This is a genomic window from Mesorhizobium sp. M0659, assembly GCF_040320605.1.
Classification (GTDB): Bacteria; Pseudomonadota; Alphaproteobacteria; order Rhizobiales; family Rhizobiaceae; genus Mesorhizobium.
This window is the reverse complement of the sequence record NZ_JAMYPY010000007.1, coordinates 1-24,598: the sequence shown is the minus strand read 5'-3', so window position 1 is coordinate 24,598 and position 24,598 is coordinate 1. Positions and strand designations below refer to the sequence as shown.

Below are 24,598 nucleotides of genomic sequence, written 5' to 3'. Positions count from 1 at the left end.
AGCCGAACAGCGCTGCGGTGTCGACGCAAACTGCGTGCTGGCCCCATGACATCCGTGCGGATAGGGGCCATAAGTCAGCCAGATTTCCCAGGGTGATATTTCATGCAAGGCATAGACGACCTCGACACGCCGGCGATCCTCATCGACGCAGCCCGCGCCGAAGCCAACATCACACGAGCGCAGGCGCATGCCGACCGCCACGGGCTGAAACTCAGGCCGCACATCAAGACGCACAAGCTGCCTTATTGGGCGAAGAAGCAGGTGGCGGCCGGCGCGGTCGGCATCACCTGCCAGAAGATCGGCGAAGCCGAGGTGATGGCCGATGCCGGGCTGACCGATATTTTCCTGCCCTACAACATCCTTGGCCGCGCCAAGCTGGAGCGCCTCAAGGCGCTGCATGGCCGTGTGACACTGTCAGTGACCGTGGACAGCCTCGAAACGCTGGATGGGCTCGCCGCCACCTTCACCGATACCGGGCACCCCCTGCCCGTCCTGGTCGAATGCGACACCGGCATGGGCCGCTGCGGTGTGCAGAGCGCCGCCGAGGCGTTGGCCTTGGCGAAAATCATCGACCAGGCCAAGGGGCTCACCTTCGGCGGACTGATGACCTACCCCGCGGCAGGCCGCGCCGCCGAGGCCGAATCCTGGCTGGCCGGCGCCAAGCAGGCCCTTGCGGCGTCGGATCTCGCCTGTGAACGCATCTCCAGCGGCGGCACGCCGGATATGTGGCGCTCCGGCGAGGACAGCGTGGTCACCGAATACCGCCCCGGCACCTACATCTATCTCGACCGCTACCAGGTCGCCAAAGGCGTCGGCACGCTCGACGATTGTGCGCTGACGGTGCTCGCCACCGTGGTCAGCCATCCGACGCCGGCCCGCGCCATCCTCGACAGCGGCAGCAAGGCGCTGTCCAGCGACACGCTGGGGCTCCCCGATTTTGGCGAGCTGCTCGGCATGCCCGGCGCCCGCGTCACCAGCTTGAGCGAGGAACATGGCACGGTCACGCTTGCGAATGGCGCGAGCCTGCGCATCGGCGAACGCGTTCGCGTGGTGCCTGATCATTGCTGCGTCGTGACCAACCTGTTCGACCAGGTGCATCTGATCGACGGTGACAAGGTGCTGGAAACGCTGAAGGTGGAAGCGCGTGGGCGGATGGGGTGAGGCTTTTCGTTTTGGAGGCTCGCCCTATTTCGACATTGACGAATTGTAATTTATAACTTACTAGTCCCCATGGCAATCCTGAAGCAGACAGCCACCTTTCGGAGGTGGCACCAAAAGCTGAAAGACGGAAGAGCCAAGGCGGCAATTGCCGTTCGGCTGCAACGTTTGATTGTAGGAAATCCCGGCGACGTGGCCCCAGTGGGTGAAGGCATCAGTGAATTGCGCATTCACTATGGGCCCGGCTATCGCGTTTATTTCACAAGCGCGGTGAAACGGTCATCCTGCTCCTGTGCGGCGGGGATAAAAGTTCACAAGAAACCGACATACGGACAGCAAAGCGCCTGGCCGTAGAATGGAGTGACGACAATGGTTGAAAAAATCTATGATTTCGATCCCGCCGAAATGCTCGATTCCGATACGGCAATCGAGGCGTTTCTGGCAGAGGCAATGGAAACCGGAGACGCCAAATTCGTCGCGGCCGCCCTCGGTGTCGTTGCCCGCGCCAAGGGGATGAGCAACATTGCCAGAAAGACCGGCTTGGCTCGCGAGCATCTTTATACCTCGCTCAGCGAAAACGGTAATCCTACGCTGGAAACCACACTGGCGGTCATGAAAGCATTCGGCTTTCATTTGGCCCCAAAGCACGGTGCAACTCAGGTCTAATCTACGCCAGCGCGCGTCGAGCGCGAGGTTGTTCGGGCCAACTGAAATCAGGACGGATAAACCGGACCCAGCGCCGCCTTCAGCGGATCCAGCGCGTCGCCATACAGCTTCCAGCGCTCGACCGAGGATGAATAGATCGGCTGGCGCACCTGCCAGCGGCTCGGCGTCCGGATCGTGCGCTCGGTTTCGTTGAAACGCAAGCAGGCATCGTCCCACTCGATGCCGAGGAATCCGATCAATCCGCGGGCGCGATTTTCGAAATCGGCGACCGTTTCTTCGTAGGGCATGTCGTGGATATCCAGCGGGATGACCTTGGCCCAATGGCGCATCAGGCGGTCATACTGCCGGTAATACTGCCCAAGCTTGGTCAGATCGGCATTATAGCCGTGCGCCTCGGAAAAATTATGCATGAAACAGGACGCGCAATTGTCCATCGGGTCACGCCGGCAATGGATGATGCGGGCATTCGGCAAGATCAGGCTGATGAAGGCCAGCAGCTCGAAATTATGCGGCATCTTGTCGACGACAAGCCGCACCGTGTTGTTGCGCTTTTTGAGATCGTCGAGATATTTCGATCCAAGCTCCTTGGCCTTGGCCGCAGTGAGCGCCGCCATGGCCTTGGTGAAAATGGCTGGGTCGAGCTTGTCGAACCCAAGTTCGCCGGCAAGTGAACGAATGGTCGACAACTCCCCGGCGCCATGGATATCGCGATGACTGGCGCATATCTGCTCGGTCAGCGTCGTTCCCGACCGTGGCATGCCGACGATGAAGACCGGGCGTCTGGATGGATTTCCCAAATTGGCTCGCGCCTCGAAGAAGCCGGCGTCGAAAGTGTCGATGAAGCTGTCGTAAAGCTGGGTGTGCCGGTCGATATCGAAATCATTGCCGGAAATCGCCTTGGCCCTCGCGAAATGGCGGATTGCCGGGCGATACTCGCGCTGATCGTTGAGCATCTTGCCGGCGGCATGGTGCAGCACCACCCGCTCGCGATCGGTGGTCGTCGGCAATTCCAGACGAGCCCGTATTAGAGGCAGCGTCGGATCATCCTTGACCGCCCGGCGCGCCAGCGCCATTCCGGCCAGCGCTTCGACATGGCCCGGGTCGATGGCAAGGGCCTTGCTGAAGCATTCGACCGCCTCGGCCGGCCGTCCAATGTCGGTGAGCAAATCACCCATACCGGCAAGTGCCATCACCGACTGGCCGTCGATAGCCAGCGCCCGGCGATAGAACCCTTCGGCAATGTCGCCCTCGAGCTGGCTGCGGTAGGAGCGGCCGAGATTGCACAGCGCTTCGATGAGCCCTCCATCGAGCTCGATCGCCTTTCTCAGATGTCTGCGCGCCTTGTCGACGTTGCCGGTGACATTGTAGGCGTTGCCGAGATTGTTGCGGAAGATGGCGTTGTCCGGTTCGAGCTTGACCGCTTTTTCCATATAGGCAATGGCGGCGGCATGATGCTCGGCCTCGATGGCCAGAGTGCCCATCAGGTTCAGCGCCATGGCATTTTTGGGCTGCGTGCGAAGCACCGTCTGGTAGCAGAACTCGGCCTCGCGAAAACGCTTGCGCCGTTGCAGGTCGATGCCGCGCTGCAATGTCTTTTCCGCCGGCTCACCGGCGGTCGGCAGCGAGGCTGGGATCATTGCCGGCAGGCCCAGGGGTTGCCGGCGTGGCAAGAGCGGCATCCGTCAAATCCCGGTCGCGGCCTGCGACGAACCGATCAGAACTTCAGGGTAACGCCAAGCTGGAGATTGTGGGAGTACAATTTGGCGTTCTCGTATGTGCCGCCGCCATCATTGTCGTCTAGATCCACGCTTGTCACGGCCTTAAAGCGGTAACCGAAATCGAGGTCGACATTCTGCGTTACCGCGTAGGTAACACCGGCGCCCACCTGGCCGGCGAAACCCCAGCCGCCAGGCCCGTATCCAAAGGCGTGGCCATCAAAGTGAGTATCGGCGGTAACATAGGCCGCGCCGAGACCGCCGCCGACATAGAGTTTGGCATCACCAAAATGCGCAACATCGGCCCAGACGTTGGCGAGAAGATAGGTGGCCGACAGATTGCCGGAAGCCGGATAGTTGCCGACGCCCGTGTAGCTGTATTCGCTTGCCTTGTAGCGCGCGTAGGACAGTTCGCCTTCGACACGAAACACATCGTTGATGCGCCGACCGACAGCGCCGCCGATTACGAACCCGGTATCAAGATCGACTGAATACCCAGTACCATTGTAGTCCGTTTTCACATGGTTCGGGAAACTGGCGCCGCCGAAGAGCGTGACGTACCAGAGATCCTCTGCCCTCGGAACGTCGACGATCGCGTCGGCGGCGTACGCCGAACTCCAGCCAAGCACCAATGCCGTTGTCGACACACCAGCCAGTAGAAGCAGTTTCATCGTCGATTCCCTCGTAGCCTTCCAGCTACTTGCTCGCCTGCGGTTGGAGCTGTCAATAAGCAGACGCAGTCAGGGCACTCTTTCAGGAACCCTCGTTGCTATACAGCAACATAGCAGCACATTCTAATTTAGACGGAGACAGGCAAAGGCTGCTGTTTCGGTTGTCATTCGAGTGCCGGAAAAGAGAACCGCCTAGTCGCGTTGCTCTGCCTGCCGCGCCGCGATGCGCCGCATGGCAATGACCCGCCGGCGGCGGATCTCGGTGCGCATCGCCGTCAAATGCAGCGCGAAGAACAGCACTGTGAAGCCGAGCGCCATCACCAGCAGCGGCCATAGCAGGCTGGGATCGATCGTCGGCCCGCCGAGCCGGAACACCGAGGCCGGCTGGTGCAGCGTGTTCCACCAGTCGACCGAGAATTTGATGATCGGGATGTTGATGAAGCCGACCAGCGTGATGATGGCGGCAGCCCAGGCGGCGCGGCTGGCGTCATCCAGCGCGCGCGTCAGCGCGATGATGCCGAGATACATAAGAAAGAGGATGAAGACCGAGGTCAGACGCGCGTCCCAGACCCACCAGGTGCCCCACATCGGCTTGCCCCAGATCGAGCCGGTGACCAGCGCAAGCGCGGTGAAGGTGGCGCCGATCGGGGCTGCCGACTTCAGCGCGACATCGGCCAAGGGATGGCGCCAGACCAGCGTGCCGAGCGCGGCGACGGCCATCACCGTGTAGCACATCATGGCGAGCCAGGCGAAAGGCACGTGGATATACATGATGCGCACCGTGATGCCCTGCTGGAAATCCTCAGGCGCGGCAAAGCTCATATAGAGACCGATGGCGAGCAGGATCGCGGCGATCGACGCCAGCCACGGCACCAGCCTGTCGGCCAGCCCGACAAAGCGCGTGGGGTTGGCGAGGTCGGTCCAGCCGGCGAGGCGTGAGGAGGTATCGCTCATAAGGTCTAGATAGACCGGCGGCGCGTTCGGGGCAATCGAGGGAGTGTCGCAGTCTTATTTACCCTCCCCCTCGTGGGGAGGGTCGCTGCGAAGCAGCGGGGTGGGGGTGGTGGGGCACTACCCCCACCCGGACCCTACGGGTCCGACCTCCCCACAAGGGGGAGGTAAAAAAGCTTACGCAGCTTCGATATTCACCGTGCGGCTGAGACGGCGGACTTCCTCGTCGTTGAGCAGGCCGCCGGCGCGCAGCAGGCTGGCGAAACGGCCATTGCGCAGCGACAGTTCGGCGAAGCCGCCCATCTCGACCACCTTGCCCTTGTCCATGAACACGACCAGGTCGGCGTCGCGGACGGTGGTCAGGCGGTGGGCGATGATGAAGGTGGTGCGGTTGCGCCTCAGTTCGTCGATGGCTTCCTTGACGCGGTCCTCGGTCTCGACATCGAGCGCGCTGGTCGCCTCGTCGAGCACCAGGATCGGTGCGTCCTTGAGCACGGCGCGAGCAATGGCGATGCGCTGACGCTCGCCGCCCGAAAGCTGGCCGCCGCGCTCGCCAACGACGGTGTCATAGCCGGCGCTCTTGGCAAGGATGAAATCCTGCGCGGCAGCCGCATTGGCGGCGGCGTGAACCTCGTCATAAGTCGCCTCGGCACGACCTACGCGGATGTTGTCCTCGATCGAGCGGTTGAGCAGGCCGGCATCCTGGAAGACGGTGGCGATCGAATGACGCAGCGACTTGCGGGTCACCGTGCGGGTGTCGATGCCGTCGATCAGGATACGGCCATGAGACGGCGAGAAGACGCGCTGCAAGAGGTTAATCAGCGTCGTCTTGCCGGCGCCGGTCGGGCCGACGATGGCAACCGTCTGCCCGGCCTGGACTTCGAAGGAGACGTCGTCGACGCCCTGCCTCGAATTGGCAAACTCGAAGCCGACATTCTCGAAGCGGACGTGGCCGGTGACGTTGGTGAGGTCGCGCAAGCCGTCCGGCTCGGCGGAGTCGGCGGCCGAATCCTCGAGGTGATAGAAGTCCTCGAGCTTGGCGCGGGCTTCCGAAATCTGGTTGGCGAAAGCCGACATCTGGTCGAGGCGGGCAATCAGCAGCGTGGCAAAGCCGGTGAAGGCGATGACGTCGCCGATCTTGAGCTGGCCATGGGTGACCAGATAGGCGCCGATCAAAAGCACAACCATCATCGATATGGTCGACGACAGGCGGTGCAACGCATTGGCCATCGCCCACCAGTCGAGCACCGGGTTCTGCGCGTCGAGCAGGTTCTTGACATAGCGGCGCAGCGTATCGGCCTCGTGGCCGAGACGGTTGTAGCTCTGCAGCACGGCGACATTGCTGACCGAGTCGGTCACATGCGCGAAGACCTGATGGTAGTGACGCTCGACCGCGGCCTGGCCCGCCTTGGTGCGCTTCATCACAAGCCGGCCGATGCCGACATAGAGAACGCCCAGCGCCATTAGCACCAGCGACATGCGCAGATCCATGCTTATCGCGGTCGGAATCAGCAGAGCCAGCGCAACCGCCGTCGACAGATGCTGGCGCATGAATTCAAGCCACAGGCTGAACAGCGTCTCGACGGCGCGCAGCAGCGTGTGCAGCGCGTTGGAGGTGCCGCGCTGGTGGTGCCAGGCGAGCGGCATGGTGATCACGCGCTCGAACGACTGGCACAGCACCTCGCTGCGCCGCTTGTGGGCAAAACGGTCGGCGCCGCGCGCCACCAGCACGAAGGCGACGATGTTAAAGGCGCCGAGACCGGCCCACAGCGCCAGCGTCGAAAACACCGAACCCTTATCGGAGATGGCGTCGATTACCCGGCCGAACATGATCGGCTCGAGGATGGCGATAATGGCGAGCGCGACATTCGCACCGCAGATAAACGCAACGCGCTTCCTGTCGGCTGCGAGATAACCCAGCGCTCTCCAGTAGATTTGCAGAAGTGACACTTCAGCTACTCCGCCCAAAACATTATTGTGCACCGCACCATTTCTTGACACGTACCGGTTAACGGGTCGCAAAACAATGCCCGTCTACCTCTTCCGTTCCCATTCTGCGAACAAAAGATGACGACGTTGCGAAATCTGCCGTGATCACCTAACGGTTTGAGATAAAAGGTGAAATGTCAGTCTTGCGGCAAAATCATGGCAGCATCTAGCGCTGCCACATTTTTAATCATTGCACGCTTGGCCCGCCGGTATCCGGGAAGGCACGCCGTACTGCGCCAGGAGCATGCCCAAGTAGAAAACGCGCGCCTCGAAAGGCGCGCGTCAACAATCTGAAGCCCTTGATTTTACGCGGGTATCTTGACGACCACCTCGGTCTTGTCGCCGGCCTTCGGCTGAAAACCGGAAGACTTTGTCTTGGTTCCATTGACTTCGAGCGAGATGGATTTGGCCTTTTTGTCGCGGATGACGCGAACCTTGATCTCCGACCCCAGCATCTTGAGCGTGGCAGAATAGCCGTCCCAATGGCTGGGCAGTTTCGGCCGGAACGTGATCTGCTTGCCCCGCCGCTCAATGCCCAGAATGCCTTCGACCGCAGCACGGTAGAGCCATCCCGCTGAGCCCGTATACCAGGTCCAGCCGCCGCGACCGCCCTTGTCCTCACCGGAATAGATGTCGGCGGCGACGACGTACGGCTCGACGCGATAATGCTCGGCCGATGCATCGTCGAGCGCATGGTTGACCGGGTTCAGCATCGAGAAGCAGCGATAGGCATCGTCGGTGCGGCCCATTTCGGCGAGCGCGATCACGAACCAGGTCGCCGCATGGGTGTACTGGCCGCCGTTCTCGCGCACGCCCGGCGGATAACTCTTGATGTAACCAGGGTCCTTTCTCGTGTTCTGGAAGGCCGGGGTAAACAGTTTGACGATCTTGAGCTTGTCGTCGACCAGCAGGTTCGTCGCCTGCTGCATCGCCGTGGTCGAGCGCGCGGGGTCGCCCTCGCCGGAGAGCACGCTCCACGACTGCGCGATGGAGTCGATCTTGCACTCGTCCGAATTATGCGAGCCAAGCGGCGTGCCGTCGTCGTAGCTGCCGCGGCGATACCACTGGCCGTCCCAGGCGGTGCTTTCCAGCGCCCGCTTCAGCACATCGGCGTGTTTTGTCCAGGCCTGCGCCCGCTTGGTGTCGCCCTGCCCCTTGGCCACGGTGGTAAAGTCGCCCAGCGTCGTCAAAAGGAACCAGCCGAGCCAGACACTCTCCCCCTTGCCGGCTTCGCCGACGCGGTTCATGCCGTCGTTCCAGTCGCCGCCGAGGATCAGCGGCAGCCCGGCCGGGCTGCTGCGCTTGACCGCAAGGTCGAGCGCACGCGCGCAATGGTCGTAGAGCGACGCGTTCGTCTTGGAGATTTCCGGCGTGAAGAAGGCGTCGTGCTCGCCCTCGCCCAGCACCTGCCCGTCGATGAAAGGCAGCTGCTCCTTCAGGATCCCTGTATCGCCGGTCACCTCGATGTAGCGATTGGTGGCATGCGCCAGCCAGACCACATCGTCGGAGATCATGGTGCGCACGCCTGCGTCGGTGCGCGGCAACCACCAATGCTGGACATCGCCTTCGGGGAACTGCCGGCGCGCCGCATTGAGGATCTGGTCGCGCGCCAGTTTCGGATCATGCGCAAGCAGGGCCAGCGTGTCCTGCAGCTGGTCGCGGAAGCCGAAGGCGCCGCTTGCCTGATAAAAGGCCGAGCGGGCGCGGATGCGGCAGGCCAGGCTCTGATAGGGCAGCCAGTGATTGACCATGGCGTCGAGCGCCTTGTCGGGCGTCTCGACCTGGATGGTGTCGAGGAAGCCGCGCCAGACGCGTTCATTGTCGGCCAGCCGCTGGTCGAAATCCTTGCCCGAATGGGTCTGCACCAACGCGCTCGCCTCGGCTGATGTGGCGGCGTCGCCAAGCAGCCAGACCAGCGTGACGTCGCCGCCGGCGGGGATGTCGACATCGCTGGCGACAGCTGCGCACGGATCGTCGCCGGCCTCGACGCGGCCCGACAGGCCGGCTCCGCTGACGACGGCGTGCGGGAAGGCGCTGGTGCCATGCCTGCCGATGAACTCGCCGCGATCGGCTGTCACCGAATGCACCGGACCAGTGGCGGCCAGGAAGGCCACCCGGTCGCCGAAATCGAGACCGTAGGGGTTTTGCGCCAGAAGCGCGCCGGTCGCTGGATCCCTGGACGGGATGATGGTCGCAGCCGTGCTCGAGCGATGGCTGCCGAGAACCCATTCGGCATAGGCATAGACGCGCAGCCGCGCCGGCGCCGAGCCCGAGTTCTGGATGCGCAGCCGCGTGATCTTCACTGGATCGACGGGATCGACGACGTGCGTCAGATCCATCGACAGCGGGCCGCGTTTGGACCGGAAGGTCGAGAAGCCCTGGCCGTGCCATGTCTCATAGGTCATCGAGGGATCGCGGACCACGGCAGCCAGCGGCGAGAATGCCTTGCCGCTGGCCTGATCGTAGATGTAGATGCCCTCGCCCGGCCGGTTGGTGACCGGATCGTTCGACCATGGCGTCAGTTGGTAATCGCGGCTGTTGCGGCTCCAGGTGAAGGCAGCGCCTTCGGCCGAGACATGGAAGCCGAACGAGGCGTTCGAGACGACGTTGATCCAGGGCTGCGGAGTCGTGCGCCGGCCGGTGAGACGCGTGACATAGTGACGGCCATCGCCTTCGAAACCGCCGAAGCCGTTCCACTGGCTGAGGCCGCTGCCGTCGGCGCTGCTGTCGGACGCGGCATGGTATGCAGGCGCCGCCGGCACCGGCAGAGACGGCTCGCGCAGTGACGCGGGGGCCGCCGGCTGCAGGGCATCGCGTGCTTGCAAGGCTGCCGCCTCGGCGCGTTCGATCTGGTCGAAGATGGTGCCGTTGCGTGTGTGCAGAACCACGCGGGCAACCGCCAGCAGCGTCTTGTACGTCGCCTCGTCCATCAGGTCGCGGCGCACGGCGAAGATGTGCTGGCGCGGCCCGAGTTCCTTGCCGCGCAGGCGGCTGTTTTCGCACAGCGTCTCGACCGCGCGCTGCAGGTCCTGGACATAGGACGATGCCTGCTCGTTGACGACCACGAAGTCGATCATCATGCCGCGGGCGCGCATATACTCCTGGAAGCGCAGCGCCTGGGCGACAATTTCGAGGTCGGCCACGTCGCCGATGCGGACCAGGAAGATCGGGAAATCGCCCGAAATGCTGGTCGGCCACAGGCTGGACTGCTTGCCCAGCCCCGAAGCGATGGATTCGCCGGGAAGGCGCAGGAACGGATCGGGGTAGATCAGGAAGCGCGCCAGCTTCTGCACGTTGGCGGCGTCGGTCAGGCTGAGACCAAGATGGCGGGTCTGCACCTGCGAACGCGTCCAGGCAAGCATCGCCTGGCGAGCAAAACTTTCGGGATGGTCGAGCCTGGCGATGGCCTCGTCCAGTTCGGCGCGGTTGGCGCCGACGGCGGTCCAGAAGGTCAGCGATATCTTCTTGTTGGCCGGCACCCGCACCTGGCGGCGCAGGGCCGCTACCGGATCGAGGGTGAAGCCGTGGTGACCGCCAAGCTTGGCGCCGGGATCGAAGGCCGCCGCTTCCGCGATGGTACGGCCACGGCCGATGAAGGCACGGCGGTCGGTTTCGGCCTCGGCATCGCGCGCCGACCCGGACGGATCGGTGACGAAATGCACCATGGTGACGTCAGGCTCGTTCTTCTCGCGCTTGCGCCTGGTGGCAAAGATGGCGCCGTTATTGGCAGCGATCTCGGTCTCGATAAACATTTTCGAGAACGCAGGATGGGCATTGTCGGAGGCTTCGTTGCCCAGCACCAGCTCGGCAAAGGAGGTCACCTCGATATGCCGGTCAGTGGCGCCGTCGTTGTAGAGCGTGACGCGCCGTCCCTCGCCATTGCCTTCCGAGATGACGATGCATTCGACCTCCGAACGCAGCGAGCCCACTGTTTTGACGAAGCTCGCCTTGTCGTCGGAAAACAGCGTTTGCACTCTCTCGCCGGTCGCCTGCTTCGGCTCTGCGGTGGCCGACCACCAGTCGCCGCTGCCGGCGTCGCGCAGGAAGATGTAGGAGCCGAGCCGGTCTTCGGTCGGGTCGGGCTGCCAACGGGTGACGGCGAGTTCGCCCCAGCGGCTGTAACCGGAACCGGTGGCCGAGACCATGACGGAGTAGCGGCCATTGGACATGACGCTGGTGGCGCGCAACGCCCTCAGCGGGTCGAGGATAATGCGCGAGTCCGGGCTCTCGACCTCGGTCTCGTCCTTCGAACGCTCGTCGGCTTCGGTCCTGACCGTGGCGGTCGGGATGTCGCGCGGCGCCCTCTCCTGCAGCAGGAGTTCGGCAGACTCGATCACCGGATCGCTATGGAAGCGGTCGCGCAGCCGGCCCTCGAAGATGGCGTCGGCAACGGCGGCGATCGACATGCCGGAGTGATGCGCCATGTAGTTCAGGACAACGGCATGGTCGGTGCCTTCCGGCACGCGCTGCGGCGTGAAGTCGACGGCGTCGTAAAAGCCATGCCGGCCGAGAGCGCCGATGGAGCGCAGCCTGGCCAGATTCTGGACGGATTCGCGCGGTGTGAACTGCGCCGCGAGGATCGTGGCGTAAGGCGCGATCACCGTGTTCTGGCCAAGGCCACGCTTGAGCCCAAGTCCGGGCACGCCGAAATTGGTATACTGGTAGGTCAGTTCGCGGTCGCGGGCATTGTAGGCCGCTTCCGAAATGCCCCAGGGCACGTTCTTCGAACGCGCGTACTGGATCTGACGCTTGATGATCAGCTTGCTGGTCTGGTTGAGGATCGAGCCCTGCGGTTCCTTCATCACCAATGGCGGCATCAGATACTCGAACATCGAGCCCGACCAGGACATCAGCGCACCCTGGAAGCCGATCTCGACGATCGGCCTTCCAAGCCGGAACCAATGCTCCGTCGGCAGGTCACCCTTGGCGATGGCGAACAGGCTGGTCAGCCGCGCCTCGGAGGCGAGCAGATCGTAGCAGCTCTCATCGAGCTGATGCTCCTCGACCCGGTAGCCGATCGACAGCAGTTTGCGCTCCTGACGCATCAGGAAAGAGAAATCCATCTCGAAGGCATAGCGGCGGCAGCGTTCGCGCAGCGCCAGCAGCTTGGCGCGCAAGGCTTCGACGGCGTTTTCGTCGCTGTGCGAGTCATGCACATGCGCCTCGCAGGTCGCTTCCAGCCGTGCCGCCCAGTCGGCGATAATGTCGCTGCGCTGCGATCCGGCCTCGGTGTGGATGGCGGTGGCGAGCTTGCGGATCTCGCCGGCAAGCACGGCCAGGTTAATGGTGCGGATCGAGGCCATCTCCGGCTGCGCCTTGATGGTCATGACGGCGCGCCGCATGCCATCGAGGCGATCGGCCAGACGCTGGCGCAACGGCCGCAGTTGCCGGCGGTCGTCAGGCAATTCCTCGAGGCTCTCGTCGAGGATACTCACCGTGTCGAGGACGCCTTCGAAATCGCCCTGCAGGTGAACGGACGGGGCTTCCGCCCATTCGGCGCAGGCAGCCGCCACCGCGACCAGATGTCCGGCGAGATTGCCGCTGTCGACGGCGGAGATGTAGAGCGGATAGAGCGGTTTGAGCGTCGTGGTGTCGTACCAGTTGAAGAGGTGGCCACGGTTGCGCGGCATGCTCTCGATGGTCGTCATCGTGGCGTCGATCCGGGTGATGGCGTCGGAGAGCGCAATCCAACCGAAATCGCGTGCCGACACCACCGACAGCAGGTAGACGCCGATATTGGTCGGCGACGTCCGCGGCGCTACAACCGGCGCCGGGCTTTCCTGGAAATTGTCGGGCGGCAGATTGTGGTGCTCGGCCGTGACGAAGGTTTCGAAATAATGCCAGGTGCGGCGCGCCACGGTGCGCAGCGCGTGGATGTCGGCCTGCGATATGCGCAGGCGGTCCTCGGTCTCGGCCGAGCGGCTGATCCAGCAGGCAACCGCCGGCGAACCGATCCAGAACAGAGCGAAGAAGAAGGCGACGAAGGCACCGGTGGAATCGGCCAACACGGGGATAGCGAGACCGACGACGCCGATGATCACGGCGCCATACATCATGCTGTAATAGGAGCCGAGATCGTTGTCGCCGCCCTTGTGCGCCTGCGACGCGGTGCGCCATTCCAGCAGGTTCTGGCGGCTGACGAACAGGCGGTAGAGCGTGCGCACGATGGCGTCGCCCATCATCCAGGCATTGTGCGCCATCAACAGCACTTTCAGCGCCACAAGGGCCGTGCCGAAGACGGTGTCGTGCGCCAGCGCGGAGAAATGGCCGCGCGGCGTCTGGTCGCCGCTCTTGGGCAGGATGGCGTTGACGACATCGAAGGTCGGCGCCATGAACAGCGACAGGATCAGCAGCGCCTGCCACTGCGCGGCCTGCGTGAAGGGCAGCAGCGTCCAGCCGGCGATCGCCGCCATCACCCAGAAGATCGGGGTGAGCGAGCGGCGCAGATTGTCGACCATCTTCCAGCGCGACAGCGCCGGCACGCCGGAACGCGGCGAGAAGATGAAGCGCAGCAGCTGCCAGTCGCCGCGCGCCCAGCGGTGGTGGCGCGAGGCGTCGACCGAGTAGCGGGTAGGATAGTCCTCGACCAGTTCGACATCGGTGACAAGTGCTGCGCGCGCCAGCGCACCTTCGAGCAGATCGTGGCTGAGGACGGTGTTTTCCTCGATGCGGCCCTGCAGCGCCGCCTCGAAAGCGTCGACGTGATAAAGGCCCTTGCCGGTGAAGGAGCCGTCGCTGAAGACGTCCTGGTAGAGGTCCGAAACGGCAAAGACGTAAGGATCGAGACCGCTGTTGGACGAGAAGACGCGCTGGAAGAAGGAAGCGTCGTCGCCGCTGGTGAGCGAGGCTGTGATGCGCGGCTGCAGGATGGTGTAGCCGGCGGTGACGACGCGCTTTGTCGCGTCGAAATGCGGGCGGTTGAGCGGATGGGCGAGCTTGCCAACCAGTGACGACACGGCGTCGCGCGTGGTGCGCGTGTCGGCGTCGAGCGTCATGACATAGACGACCTTTTCCGGCAGCGGCACGTCGAGCGGCAGGAAGGTGGTGTCGCTGTCGCCGCGCAAGAGAAGGTTCAGCTCATGCAGCTTGCCGCGCTTGCGCTCCCAGCCCATCCAGGCGCCCTGCGCCTGGTTGTAGAGCCGGCGGCGATGCAGGATATAGAAACGCGGCGCGCCTTCCGAGGGATAACGGGCATTGAGCCTGGCGATCTCGTCGCGCGCATATTGCAGGATCTCGATGTCGGCGGCGTCGATCTCGGTCTTGGAATCCGGCCAGTCGGACAGCAGCGCGAAATGGATTTCTTCGGCCGTGTTGGCGAGGTGATGCACCTCGATGTTGCGGATGTTTTCCTCGACATCATCGCGCGAGCCGATCAGCGACGGCACCACGACCAAGGTCCGTGATGCCGCTGGAATGCCGTGCTTGTAATCATAGCCGACGAGCCGCGTCGGCTTCAGGAACAGTGAAACAACGGTGTTGAAGAAGGCGAGCGCGCCTTCGCTGGCAGGCACCGCAAACAGCGCCAGCATCAGCGTGATGGATTCCACCGACAGGCCGAGATGGGCAAGCGCATTGCCGGAGACAACCAGCAGTAGCACCGTCAGCAGGAAGACCGGCACAACGATGCCGAGCCAGCCCGTGGCGGTGAAGGCGCGCTTGAAGGTCACATGGAAGGGCGGCCGGTAGCCGATCGCCTTTTCCAGATCCGGCCGGCGCGGGCCGACCAGGAAGAAGCCGACATCGGTATGCATGGCCGGATCGGCTGATGCATCCGGCACGCCGGAGGCATCGGTGACCCCGGGAACATGGCTGGCCAGCTCGATGGCCTTTTCGGCGACACGGAATTCGGACAGGTCGGAGCGGCGCGCCAGTTGCTCGATCGACGTGCGGTACTGGTCGCGCGAAAAGAAATCGAGCGCGGCGAAATCGGTGCGCTCGCGCAACAGCGTGTCGATGCGGCTGACGCCCTCGAACCACACCGTCCAGTCGACGTCGTTGATGAGGCGCAGGCCGCGGATGATGTTGCCGGTGGTGACATTGCCGCTGGACAGCGTGCGATGCTCGGAAATGATGATTTCCTCGGCGTCGGAGCCGGTTTTCTCGAGCTCGACCTCCAGCCATTCCAGCGCCCTGCCGGCATTCTGCGAGCCGTCGCGCAGGCGGTAGAGCAACTGGGTGGCGAAGGTGGTGTCCTGCGCATGCGCGCCGTAGCCCGACAGGATCTTCCGGCGGTCTGCATTGTCGTCGGTCGCCAGCACGCGGTCGGCGACCTCGTTGGCGATATGGCGCATCTGCCTGGTGCGGTCGACGCGCACGGCGATGCGGCGCAGATTCTCGATCAAAACGAAGCGCAGCAGCGACGGCAGCGCCCAGAGCTCGCCGATCTTGAGCGGCTCGACCGACTGAAAACCCTCGACGATGGATTTGAACATGGTCGCCGAAACCGAACTGTCGGAATGGGCGACATAGCTCCAGGCCAGGGCCAGCGCGCGCGGCACCGCGGCGCGATCGGCCACTTCCAGGGTCGGCAACTGCCGGTAGAAACGGCGCGGCAGGTCGCGCTTAACCTGAAAAATGGTCTCCTCGACGAGATAATTGTTGTCGAGCAGCCATTGCGCGGCAGGCGTGATGGTTTCGCCCTTGGCCTGGGCGGCATTGGTCGAGCGGTAGACTTCGAGGATTTTCTTGGCGCTGTCGCGGATGCGGGCCTGGAAATCGAACGGCGTCAGGCCGAACAGGTCCTTGAGGTCGCCCTTGGCAAGGCTTTCGCCCAGCGCGCGCAGCCGCTCTTCGGGCAGGAAATTGGAGCGTATCGGCTCTTCGGTGATGACCGGGAAGCCGGCGCTGGACTTTTCGATATGGGCAGGATTTGTCTGGATATTCATTGAAAATTCCGCATGGGGGACGCGATGCGGCGCCACCGCCACGGCAATGTCCCTAAAACCGATTCAAATGCAATTGGTTGCATGATTACACTGGCCGAAAGTTTTGCTTCGCACCACGCCAGAGGCGTTATCCCTTCGACATTTTAAGTGGGGCTTTCGACAACTTAAGGACGAGCACCCCTGCCCTCCCGTCCGCCTTGGAACGACGGAAGGATTCGGGCTTTTTCGTGATCCAGACAACAGCTTACGCCAGATTTCTCCGGCGTGCGATCATGTTTGGCAACAGGCGTTAATCGTTGTGCTGGCGGTGCGGCTGGCCCAGCCTGGCTATCCGGATGACGAACACGGTCGTCGGCCGTACCGGTTCAACCCGTAGTTTCGCCTGCGGACCGAGCAACAGCGTGTCGAGGGGTCCAAGACGAGACGATGTCGGGCCGCTGAGGCCGACCTCGCCGTCGAACGGCAGGATCAGGGTCATAGCGCTGGTCGGCCGGATATCGGTCGGAACCGAAACCACCAGGCGCTCGACCGTGTGCGTGGCCCGCACGCGGCGGGTCATGACGTTGAGGTCGGTGATCGGACCGGAGATCAGCGCGGCCGTGGTCGGCACATCGGCCGGGAAGGACAGCGGGGCGGAAGCCGCCGTCACTTCGGCCGGCGGACGGCCGGCAATATCAAGCACGATACCCTCGCCTTCCAGCACGGCAAGCGTGCGGTCGACGCCGGCAAACCCCGAGAACGGGCCGCTGCCCTCGACTCGCGCCATGGAAACGCGCCAGTCGAAATCGTCCAGCCCGGCGCCGTCCGGCGAGACGGCGATCTCGGTGGTCGTGCCGCCGCCATTCTTCCACGGCATGACGCGGTAGTCGGCGGCCCGTAGGATGCGCATCATTTAAGCCAATCAGCCTAAAATACCGGGCAGATTGAGCTGGTGCTCCTTCGCGCACTCGATGGCGATGTCGTAGCCGGCATCGGCGTGGCGCATGACGCCTGTCGCCGGATCGTTCCACAACACGCGCTGCAGGCGCCTTGCGGCGTCCGGCGTGCCGTCGGCGACGATGACCATGCCGGCATGCTGCGAGAAGCCCATGCCGACGCCACCGCCATGATGCAGCGACACCCAGGTTGCGCCCGACGCGGTGTTGAGCAACGCATTGAGCAGCGGCCAGTCGGAGACGGCGTCGGAGCCGTCCTTCATCGCTTCCGTCTCGCGGTTGGGCGAAGCCACCGAGCCGGAATCGAGGTGGTCGCGGCCGATGACGACGGGCGCCTTGAGTTCGCCCCTGGCCACCATCTCGTTGAAGGCGAGCCCCAGCCTGTGGCGGTCGCCGAGGCCGACCCAGCAGATGCGCGCCGGCAGGCCCTGAAAGGCGATGCGCTCACGTGCCATGTCCAGCCAGTTGTGCAGATGGGTGTTGCCGGGGGTGAGTTCGCGCACCTTGGCGTCCGTCTTGTAGATATCCTCGGGATCGCCCGAAAGAGCAGCCCAGCGGAACGGGCCGATGCCGCGGCAGAACAGCGGCCTTATATAGGCCGGCACGAAACCCGGGAAAGCAAAGGCGTTCTCGAAGCCTTCGTCCTTGGCGACCTGGCGGATGTTGTTGCCATAGTCGAGCGTCGGCACGCCGGCATTCCAGAACGCGACCATCGCCTCGACATGCTCGCGCATTGAGGCGCGGGCGGCCTTCTCGACAGCTTTGGGATCGGAGACGCGCTTCTCGCGCCACTCAGCCATCGTCCAGCCCTTGGGCAGATAGCCGTTAATCGGGTCATGCGCCGAGGTCTGGTCGGTGACCATGTCGGGGCGGATGCCCCGCTTGAACATTTCCGGCACGATGTCGGCCGCATTGCCGAGCAGGCCGACCGACTTCACCTCGCCGGCCTTGGTCCAGCGCTCGATCATTTCCATCGCTTCGTCGAGCGTCTCGGCCTTCTCGTCGACATAGCGGGTGCGCAGCCGGAAATCGATCGAGTCCGGGTTGCATTCGATGGCCAGGCAGCAGGCGCCAGCCATGACGGCGGCAAGCGGCTGGGCGCCGCCCATGCCGCCGAGGCCACCGGTCAGAATCCATTTGCCCCTAAGATTGCCATCGTAGTGCTGACGGCCGGCTTCGACGAAGGTCTCGTAAGTGCCCTGCACGATGCCTTGCGTGCCGATATAGATCCAAGAGCCGGCCGTCATCTGGCCGTACATCATCAGGCCTTTTTTATCGAGCTCGTTGAATTTGTCCCAGGTCGCCCAATGCGGCACGATGTTGGAGTTGGCGATCAGCACGCGCGGCGCATCGGTGTGCGTCCGGAAGACGCCGACCGGCTTGCCGGACTGGACCAGCAGCGTCTCGTCTTCATTGAGGGTCTTCAACGAGGCGACGATGCTGTCGAAATCGTTCCAGGTGCGCGCGGCCCGGCCGATGCCGCCATAGACGACGAGCTCATTGGGGTTTTCGGCGACATCGGGATCGAGGTTGTTCATCAGCATGCGCAGCGGCGCTTCGGTCGTCCAGTATTTGGCGTTGAGCTTGTCGCCGCGGGGCGCGCGCACTTCGCGGATGTTGTGGCGAGGATTGTTCATCATTGTCCCTTTGGAGTAAGGCGGCGTCTCAGCGCCCGGCCCAGTCAATGGCGGATTGGAGGATTTTCGTCAGTGTGGCGCGCATCGGCGCGGCGAACTCGGCATCATAAGGCACCGGCCAATTGTCCGGTTCGCCCTTGCTCTCGGGCTCGCGCAAATAGCCGCGATCGGCAAGTTCCATTTGCAGCGCATGGTAGCCGCCTGGCGGATTGCCGAAATAGCGGGTGATCCAGCCGCCCTTGAAACGACCGTTGATGACATTGCTTTCACCGCTTTCGGCCATGATCTGGCCGACCAGCGCCTGAAGCATTGGGTCCGCGGTCTGGCCGTCATTGGTGCCGAGATTGAACACCGGCAGCGTGCCATAGAACAGCCGCGGCAGCACCGAACGGATCGAGTGGCAATCGTAAATGACGACCTTCTCATGCAGGCCGCGCAGCCTGACGGCCTGGGCCGCCAGCATTTCATGGTAGGGCACGAAATACGCTATGCGGCGCTGGTCTATCTCCGACGGCGTCGGTTCCGCGCCGGGCAGATACAGCGGATCGCCGTCGAAGGTCTCGGTCGGGCATAGCGTCGTTGTCGTCTGCCCGGGATAGAGCGAGGCGCCGGAGGGATCGCGGTTGACGTCGATGACGGTGCGCGAGATCGACGTGTGCACGACAGTCGCGCCAAGGCCGGCGGCAAAATCGTAGAGATTGTCGATCCACCAGTCGCAATCGCGGCGGCCGAGCCAGGGCGAGACCAGCCGATTGTCGATGCCGGCGAGATCGATACCCGTGTGCGGGATGGACACCAACAGGGGTGCCGTGCCTTCCGTCACTGTCAGCCAGTCGGTCATGTCAGACTCCCGAGATCGAAGGCAATGTCACCGCGCTCGCAGCCTTGATGGCAGCGCCGCTGCGCACCATGGCGATGGCTTTTTCAATGTCAGGGTGGAAATGCCGGTCATTGTCGAGATGCGGCACCTCGGCGCGGACCAGCTTGCGAACCGCTTCCAGAGCTGCACTCGACGCCAGCGGCGCATGGAAATCGCAGCCCTGCGCGGCGGCCAGGAGTTCGATGCCGATGACGGCCGTGGCGTTTTCGATCATGCCGATCAGCCGGCGAGCGCCGTGTGCGGCCATCGAGACATGGTCTTCCTGGTTGGCCGAGGTCGGGATGGAATCGACACTTGCCGGATAGGCCTTCTGCTTGTTCTCAGAGACGAGCGCCGCCGCCGTCACCTGCGGGATCATGAAGCCGGAGTTCAGGCCGGGCTTCGGCGTCAGGAAGGCCGGCATGCCGGACAGCGCGGGGTCTACCAGCATGGCGATGCGGCGCTCCGACAGCGAGCCGATCTCGCAGACGGCAAGCGCGATCATGTCGGCAGCGAAAGCCACCGGCTCGGCGTGGAAATTGCCGCCGGACAGCGCAGTATCGTCCTCGGCGAAGATCAGCGGATTGTCGGTGACGCCATTGGCCTCGGTGCCGAGCGTATCGGCGGCCTGGCGCAGCACGTTGAGCGCCGCACCCATCACCTGCGGCTGGCAGCGCAGGCAGTACGGATCCTGCACGCGCTCATCGCCGACGCGGTGCGATTCACGAATGGCGCTGCCGGCCATCAGGTTGCGCAGCGCTTCCGCCGTCTCGATCTGGCCGGGATGTTTGCGCAGGAGATGGATGCGCCGATCGAAGGGCGCGTCCGAGCCCTTGGCAGCGTCGGTCGACAGCGCCCCGGCGACCAGCGCCGACTGATACAGCACTTCGGCCTCGAACAGAGCGGCCAGCGCGTAGGCGGTGGAAAACTGCGTGCCGTTGAGCAGCGCCAGACCTTCCTTGGCGCCGAGCGTCACGGGCTCCAGGCCGTGCGAGACGAAAGCGACCTTGGCCGGGAAGCGGCCATGCGGTGTAAAGCATTCGCCGACGCCGATCATCACCGCCGTCATGTGCGACAGCGGCGCGAGATCGCCGGAGGCGCCGACCGAGCCCTGCGCCGGCACCATGGGGATGACGTCGTTGGCCAGCATCGCTTCCAGCAACTCGATGGTTTGCGGCCGTACGCCCGACGCGCCCTGCGCAAGGCTGGCGAGCTTCAGCGCCATCATCAGCCGAACCACCGAAACCGGCATCGGCTCGCCGACACCGGCGGCATGCGACAAAACGATGTTGCGTTGCAGGGTCTCTAGATCCTCGGCCGGAATGCGGACGCTGGCCAGTTTGCCGAAGCCGGTGTTGATGCCGTAGACCGGCTCACCCTTGGCGACGATGCGGGCGACTGCCTCGGCGCTGGCCTTGATTTTTGGCCGGCAGGAGGCGTCGAGCTTCGGCATGGCGCCACGATAGATAGCGCGCCAGTCGGCCAGCGTCGCATTGCCGGGCTTCAGGTTAAGTTCGGTCATTGTCCTCTCCAGATGCGGGCATGGAGCGGGTTGAAGCCCATGCGGTAGACGAGTTCGGCCGGACGCTCGATGTCCCAGATCGCCAGGTCGGCGGATTTTCCTGCTTCAAGCGTGCCGGTCTGGCCGAGCAATCCCAGCGCACGGGCAGCCTCGCGAGTGGTGCCGGCCAGGCACTCCTCGACGGTCAGGCCGAAAAGCGTCGCCGCCATGTTCATGGTCAGCAACAGCGAGGTCAGCGGCGACGTCCCGGGATTGTTGTCGGTGGCGACCGCCATCTTGACGCCGTGCTGGCGGAACAGGCCGACCGGCGGCTTCCTGGTTTCGCGGATGAAATAGTAGGCGCCGGGCAGGATGGTCGCCACGGTGCCGGCCTTGGCCATCGCTGCGGCGCCGGCCTCGTCGGTGTATTCGAGATGGTCGGCCGACAGCGCGCCATAGCGGGCGGCGAGTTCGGCGCCATGCAGGTTGGACAACTGGTCGGCATGGAGTTTGACCGGCAGGCCAAGCGCCTTGGCCTTGTCGAAGACGCGGGCAATCTGTTCCGGCGAAAAGGCAATGCCCTCGCAAAAGCCGTCGACGGCGTCAGCCAGGCCCTCGGCGGCGATTCCGGGGAGGATGGTGTTGGCGACGAGATCGACAAAAGCGTCCTTGTCGCCTTTTGCTTCCGGCGGCAGCGCATGCGCGCCGAGGAAGGTGGTGCGGACCGTGACCGGGCGTTGCTTGTCCAGCTGCCGCGCGGCGCGAAGCGACTTCCGTTCATTTCCGAGATCGAGCCCGTAACCCGACTTTACCTCTACCGTGGTGACGCCCTCGGCCATCAGCGCGTCAAGGCGCGGGAGAGTCTGCGCAACCAGTTCGTCTTCGCTCGCGGCACGCAGGGATTTGACCGAGGAGACGATGCCGCCGCCGGCTCTGGCGACTTCTTCATAGGTGGCGCCGGCCAGCCGCATCTCGAATTCGTTGGCGCGGTTGCCGGCATGGACGAGATGGGTGTGGCAGTCGATCAGGCCGGGCGTGACCCAGCGGCCTTCGCAATCGGTGGTCGCGGCGCCCTGAGCCAAGGCGGAAGGCATGTCGGCTTCCGGGCCGGCATAGACGATGAGACCGTCGCGGGCGGCAATCGCGCCCTTGTCGACAATGCCAAGTCCGGCAACGCCTTCGGCCATGGTTGCCAGGCGCGCATTGCGCCAAAGGTGAAGGCCCCCTGCCCGGCTTTTGTTCTGTGCCGCCATCATCTTTTTCCGTTTGATTGGATGGCGATTATGTATATACATATTGAAAAGCACTGCAAGTGCAATTGTTCAGGGAATGCGGAGAAAAACGTGACGGCGATCTTTGCGGAACAGGCGCTGCTGACCGATGGCTGGCATGACAAGGTGCGGATCGTCGTCACGGACGGTCGCATCGCAACCGTCGAAGTCGACACGTCGCCGCGGCGCGGTGACGAACGCCACGCCATTCTGGTGCCCGGCATGCCGAACCTGCACAGCCACGCCTTCCAGCGCGGCATGGCCGGGCTTGCCGAACTGCGCGGTCCCTCCGCCGACAGCTTCTGGAGCTGGCGCGAGGTGATGTACCGCTTCGCGCTGTCGATGACGCCGGACCAGGTCGAGGGGGTCGCCGCCCAGCTTTATGTCGAAATGCTGGAGGCCGGATTCTCGCGCGTCGGCGAGTTCCACTATCTCCACCATGACCGCGATGGAAATCCCTATGCCAACCTTGCCGAATTGGCCGAGCGCATTGCCGCTGCATCCGCCGAGACCGGTATCGGCCTGACGCTGCTGCCGGTGTTTTATGCGCATTCGTCCTTTGGCGGCGCTGCGCCCAATGAAGGCCAGCGGCGATTCATCAACGATGTGGATCGGTTCGAACGCTTGCTTGAGAAAAGCCGCGAATCGGTTCGTGCGTTGAATCAGGCTGTCGTCGGCGTCGCCCCGCACAGCCTGCGCGCCGCGACGCCGGAGGAACTCAGCGCTGTTGCCGCCATTGCGCCGGACGGACCGATCCACATCCATGTCGCCGAGCAGGTGAAGGAGGTCGAGGATTGCCTGGCGTGGTCGGGTGCGCGACCGGTCGAATGGCTGCTCGCCAATGCCGGGATCGACAAGCGTTGGTGCCTGATTCACGCCACCCACATGACCGAGGCTGAGACATCCGGCATGGCCAGAAGCGGCGCCATTGCCGGGCTTTGCCCGATCACCGAGGCCAATCTCGGCGACGGCACCTTTTCAGCACCTCTGTTCATCGAACATGGCGGCCGCTTCGGCGTCGGCTCGGATTCCAACGTGCTGATCGGCCTGCCGGATGAATTGCGCCAGCTCGAATATTCGCAGCGCCTCGCACACCGCGCCCGCAATGTGCTGGCGGTGGCCGGCGGCTCGACCGGGCGGGCTCTGTTCGACGCCGCCCTCGATGGCGGCAGCACCGCACTCGGCGCCGGCCCGTCGCGGATCGCCGCCGGCGCCGCGGCTGATTTCGTCTCCCTCGACGAAAACCATCCTTCGCTGGCCGGAAAAAGTGGCGATGCGATCCTCGACGCCTGGATCTTTGCCAATGGCGGCAAGGTCGATTGCGTCTGGGTGCACGGAAAAAAACAGGTCAGCGGCGGCCGGCATGCAGCGCGTGAGACGATCGCCGAGCGCTTTCGCCATGTGATGACGGCGCTTTCGGCATGAGCATATCAGAGACAGCGGCGGTGGAAGGCGGCGGTTCGCTGCACCAGCGCATCCTGTCCGACATCAGCGAGAAAATAATGTCCGGCGCCTGGGCGCCGGGTCACCGCATCCCGTTCGAGCACGAGTTGACGGCCGAATACAATTGCTCGCGCATGACAGTGAACAAGGCGCTGTCGCAGTTGGCCAAGGCCGGGCTGATAGAGCGCCGCCGCCGTTCGGGCAGCTTTGTCCGCCAGCCGCAGTCGCAGGCCGCGGTGCTGGAAATCCACGACATCAGGATCGAGGTTGAGTCGCTTGGCCTGGCTTATCGTTACGAACGCTTGGCGCGGCAGAAAAGGCGCAGCAGCGCCGAGGATCGCGCCTTGCTGGAACTGGACGCAGCCGGACAGGTGCTGGCGCTTGAATGCCGGCATTTTGCCGGCAAGCGGCCGTTCGCGCACGAACAGCGGCTGATCAATCTCGCCGCCGTCGCGGAAGCCGCCGAGGAGGAGTTTCTCGACATCGCCCCCGGCCCTTGGCTGATCGGCCGCGTGCCATGGAGCGAGGCAGAGCACCGTATCCGCGCGGTCGCGGCCGACAGACATATTGCCGAAGCGCTCGACATCGCAACCGGCGCGCCCTGCCTGGTGGTCGAGCGCCGGACCTGGAGCGCGGAGCACCCGGTGACGCAGGTGAGGTTCACTTATGCCGCGGAGAGCCACACGCTGGTGGCGAGGTTCAGGCCTTCGCAGGGGTGATTACCCTCCCCCTCGAGGGGAGGGTCGCGGAGCAAGTGCCGCAAGGCGGCACTTGTGACGCGGGGTGGGGTCGGTGCAGCCTCGCGGCCCGGCCCCCCCCCCCCCGCCAGGAGCCAGCGGGGGGGCGCGAGCCCCACCCCCCCCCCCCCCGGGGGGGGGGGGGGGGAGGGGGCGTATGAAGACTCCACCAAAACAAAA

General features: G+C 64.0%; 14 protein-coding genes and 1 pseudogene. 5 read left to right on the top strand and 10 right to left on the bottom strand.

Translation table 11 applies throughout. The annotated features are described in order from the left end of the window. Positions 1-102 precede the first annotated feature (102 nt). The 3 genes and pseudogenes from NKI31_RS13190 (at position 103) to NKI31_RS13180 (ending at position 1,824) form a co-directional block, all read left to right on the top strand. Positions 103-1,161, top strand: a complete 1,059-nt coding sequence (locus NKI31_RS13190; RefSeq protein ID WP_352651796.1) for a D-TA family PLP-dependent enzyme — start codon at positions 103-105, stop codon at positions 1,159-1,161. Positions 1,162-1,230: 69 nt separating this feature from the next. After that, a pseudogene (locus tag NKI31_RS13185) lies at positions 1,231-1,535 on the top strand (type II toxin-antitoxin system RelE/ParE family toxin). Further along, the gene (locus NKI31_RS13180; protein ID WP_352651795.1) at positions 1,528-1,824 is read left to right on the top strand and encodes an addiction module antidote protein; all 297 of its coding nucleotides are present in this window, start codon (positions 1,528-1,530) and stop codon (positions 1,822-1,824) included. Before NKI31_RS13185 ends, NKI31_RS13180 begins: the two are co-directional and overlap by 8 nt. 47 nt (positions 1,825-1,871) lie before the next feature. Here the strand turns inward: NKI31_RS13180 and NKI31_RS13175 are convergent, their stop codons facing one another. The 10 genes from NKI31_RS13175 to hutI all read right to left on the bottom strand — a co-directional run bounded on the left by NKI31_RS13175 (position 1,872) and on the right by hutI (position 22,220). Continuing rightward, positions 1,872-3,503 (bottom strand): tetratricopeptide repeat-containing sulfotransferase family protein, encoded by a 1,632-nt coding sequence (locus tag NKI31_RS13175; RefSeq protein WP_352651794.1) that lies wholly within the window; start codon positions 3,501-3,503, stop codon positions 1,872-1,874. 35 nt (positions 3,504-3,538) lie between these two features. Next, positions 3,539-4,210, bottom strand: coding sequence for an outer membrane protein (locus NKI31_RS13170; RefSeq protein ID WP_023689643.1), 672 nt, complete (start codon positions 4,208-4,210; stop codon positions 3,539-3,541). A 192-nt stretch (positions 4,211-4,402) separates the two neighbouring features. Continuing rightward, positions 4,403-5,164 (bottom strand): heme ABC transporter permease, encoded by a 762-nt coding sequence (locus NKI31_RS13165; protein WP_023715243.1) that lies wholly within the window; start codon positions 5,162-5,164, stop codon positions 4,403-4,405. A 174-nt stretch (positions 5,165-5,338) separates the two neighbouring features. Continuing rightward, positions 5,339-7,111 carry a glucan ABC transporter ATP-binding protein/ permease gene (locus NKI31_RS13160; protein ID WP_023672897.1) on the bottom strand — a complete coding sequence of 591 codons (1,773 nt, stop codon included), beginning with the start codon at positions 7,109-7,111 and terminating at the stop codon, positions 5,339-5,341. A 344-nt stretch (positions 7,112-7,455) separates the two neighbouring features. Continuing rightward, positions 7,456-16,035, bottom strand: coding sequence for a glycoside hydrolase family 94 protein (locus NKI31_RS13155; protein WP_352651793.1), 8,580 nt, complete (start codon positions 16,033-16,035; stop codon positions 7,456-7,458). 289 nt (positions 16,036-16,324) lie between these two features. After that, a complete protein-coding gene (locus NKI31_RS13150; protein ID WP_352651925.1) occupies positions 16,325-16,924 on the bottom strand; it encodes a HutD/Ves family protein in 600 nt (199 codons plus the stop codon). 12 nt (positions 16,925-16,936) lie between these two features. Beyond that, positions 16,937-18,607 carry a urocanate hydratase gene (gene hutU / locus NKI31_RS13145; RefSeq protein ID WP_352651792.1) on the bottom strand — a complete coding sequence of 557 codons (1,671 nt, stop codon included), beginning with the start codon at positions 18,605-18,607 and terminating at the stop codon, positions 16,937-16,939. 28 nt (positions 18,608-18,635) lie between these two features. After that, positions 18,636-19,448 carry an N-formylglutamate deformylase gene (gene hutG, locus NKI31_RS13140; RefSeq protein WP_352651791.1) on the bottom strand — a complete coding sequence of 271 codons (813 nt, stop codon included), beginning with the start codon at positions 19,446-19,448 and terminating at the stop codon, positions 18,636-18,638. Position 19,449: 1 nt separating this feature from the next. After that, positions 19,450-20,988, bottom strand: coding sequence for a histidine ammonia-lyase (gene hutH, locus NKI31_RS13135; protein ID WP_352651790.1), 1,539 nt, complete (start codon positions 20,986-20,988; stop codon positions 19,450-19,452). Further along, positions 20,985-22,220: an imidazolonepropionase gene (hutI, locus tag NKI31_RS13130; RefSeq protein WP_352651789.1), complete on the bottom strand. Its 1,236-nt coding sequence runs from the start codon at positions 22,218-22,220 to the stop codon at positions 20,985-20,987. The genes hutH and hutI overlap by 4 nt, the downstream gene beginning before the upstream one ends. Before the next feature lie 90 nt (positions 22,221-22,310). On the opposite strand from hutI, the gene NKI31_RS13125 reads away from it, so the two are divergent. Together NKI31_RS13125 and hutC are read left to right on the top strand one after the other, a co-directional pair. After that, a complete protein-coding gene (locus NKI31_RS13125) occupies positions 22,311-23,663 on the top strand; it encodes a formimidoylglutamate deiminase (RefSeq protein WP_352651788.1) in 1,353 nt (450 codons plus the stop codon). Beyond that, the gene (hutC, locus tag NKI31_RS13120) at positions 23,660-24,400 is read left to right on the top strand and encodes a histidine utilization transcriptional repressor HutC (protein WP_023724862.1); all 741 of its coding nucleotides are present in this window, start codon (positions 23,660-23,662) and stop codon (positions 24,398-24,400) included. Before NKI31_RS13125 ends, hutC begins: the two co-directional genes overlap by 4 nt. Positions 24,401-24,598 lie beyond the last annotated feature (198 nt).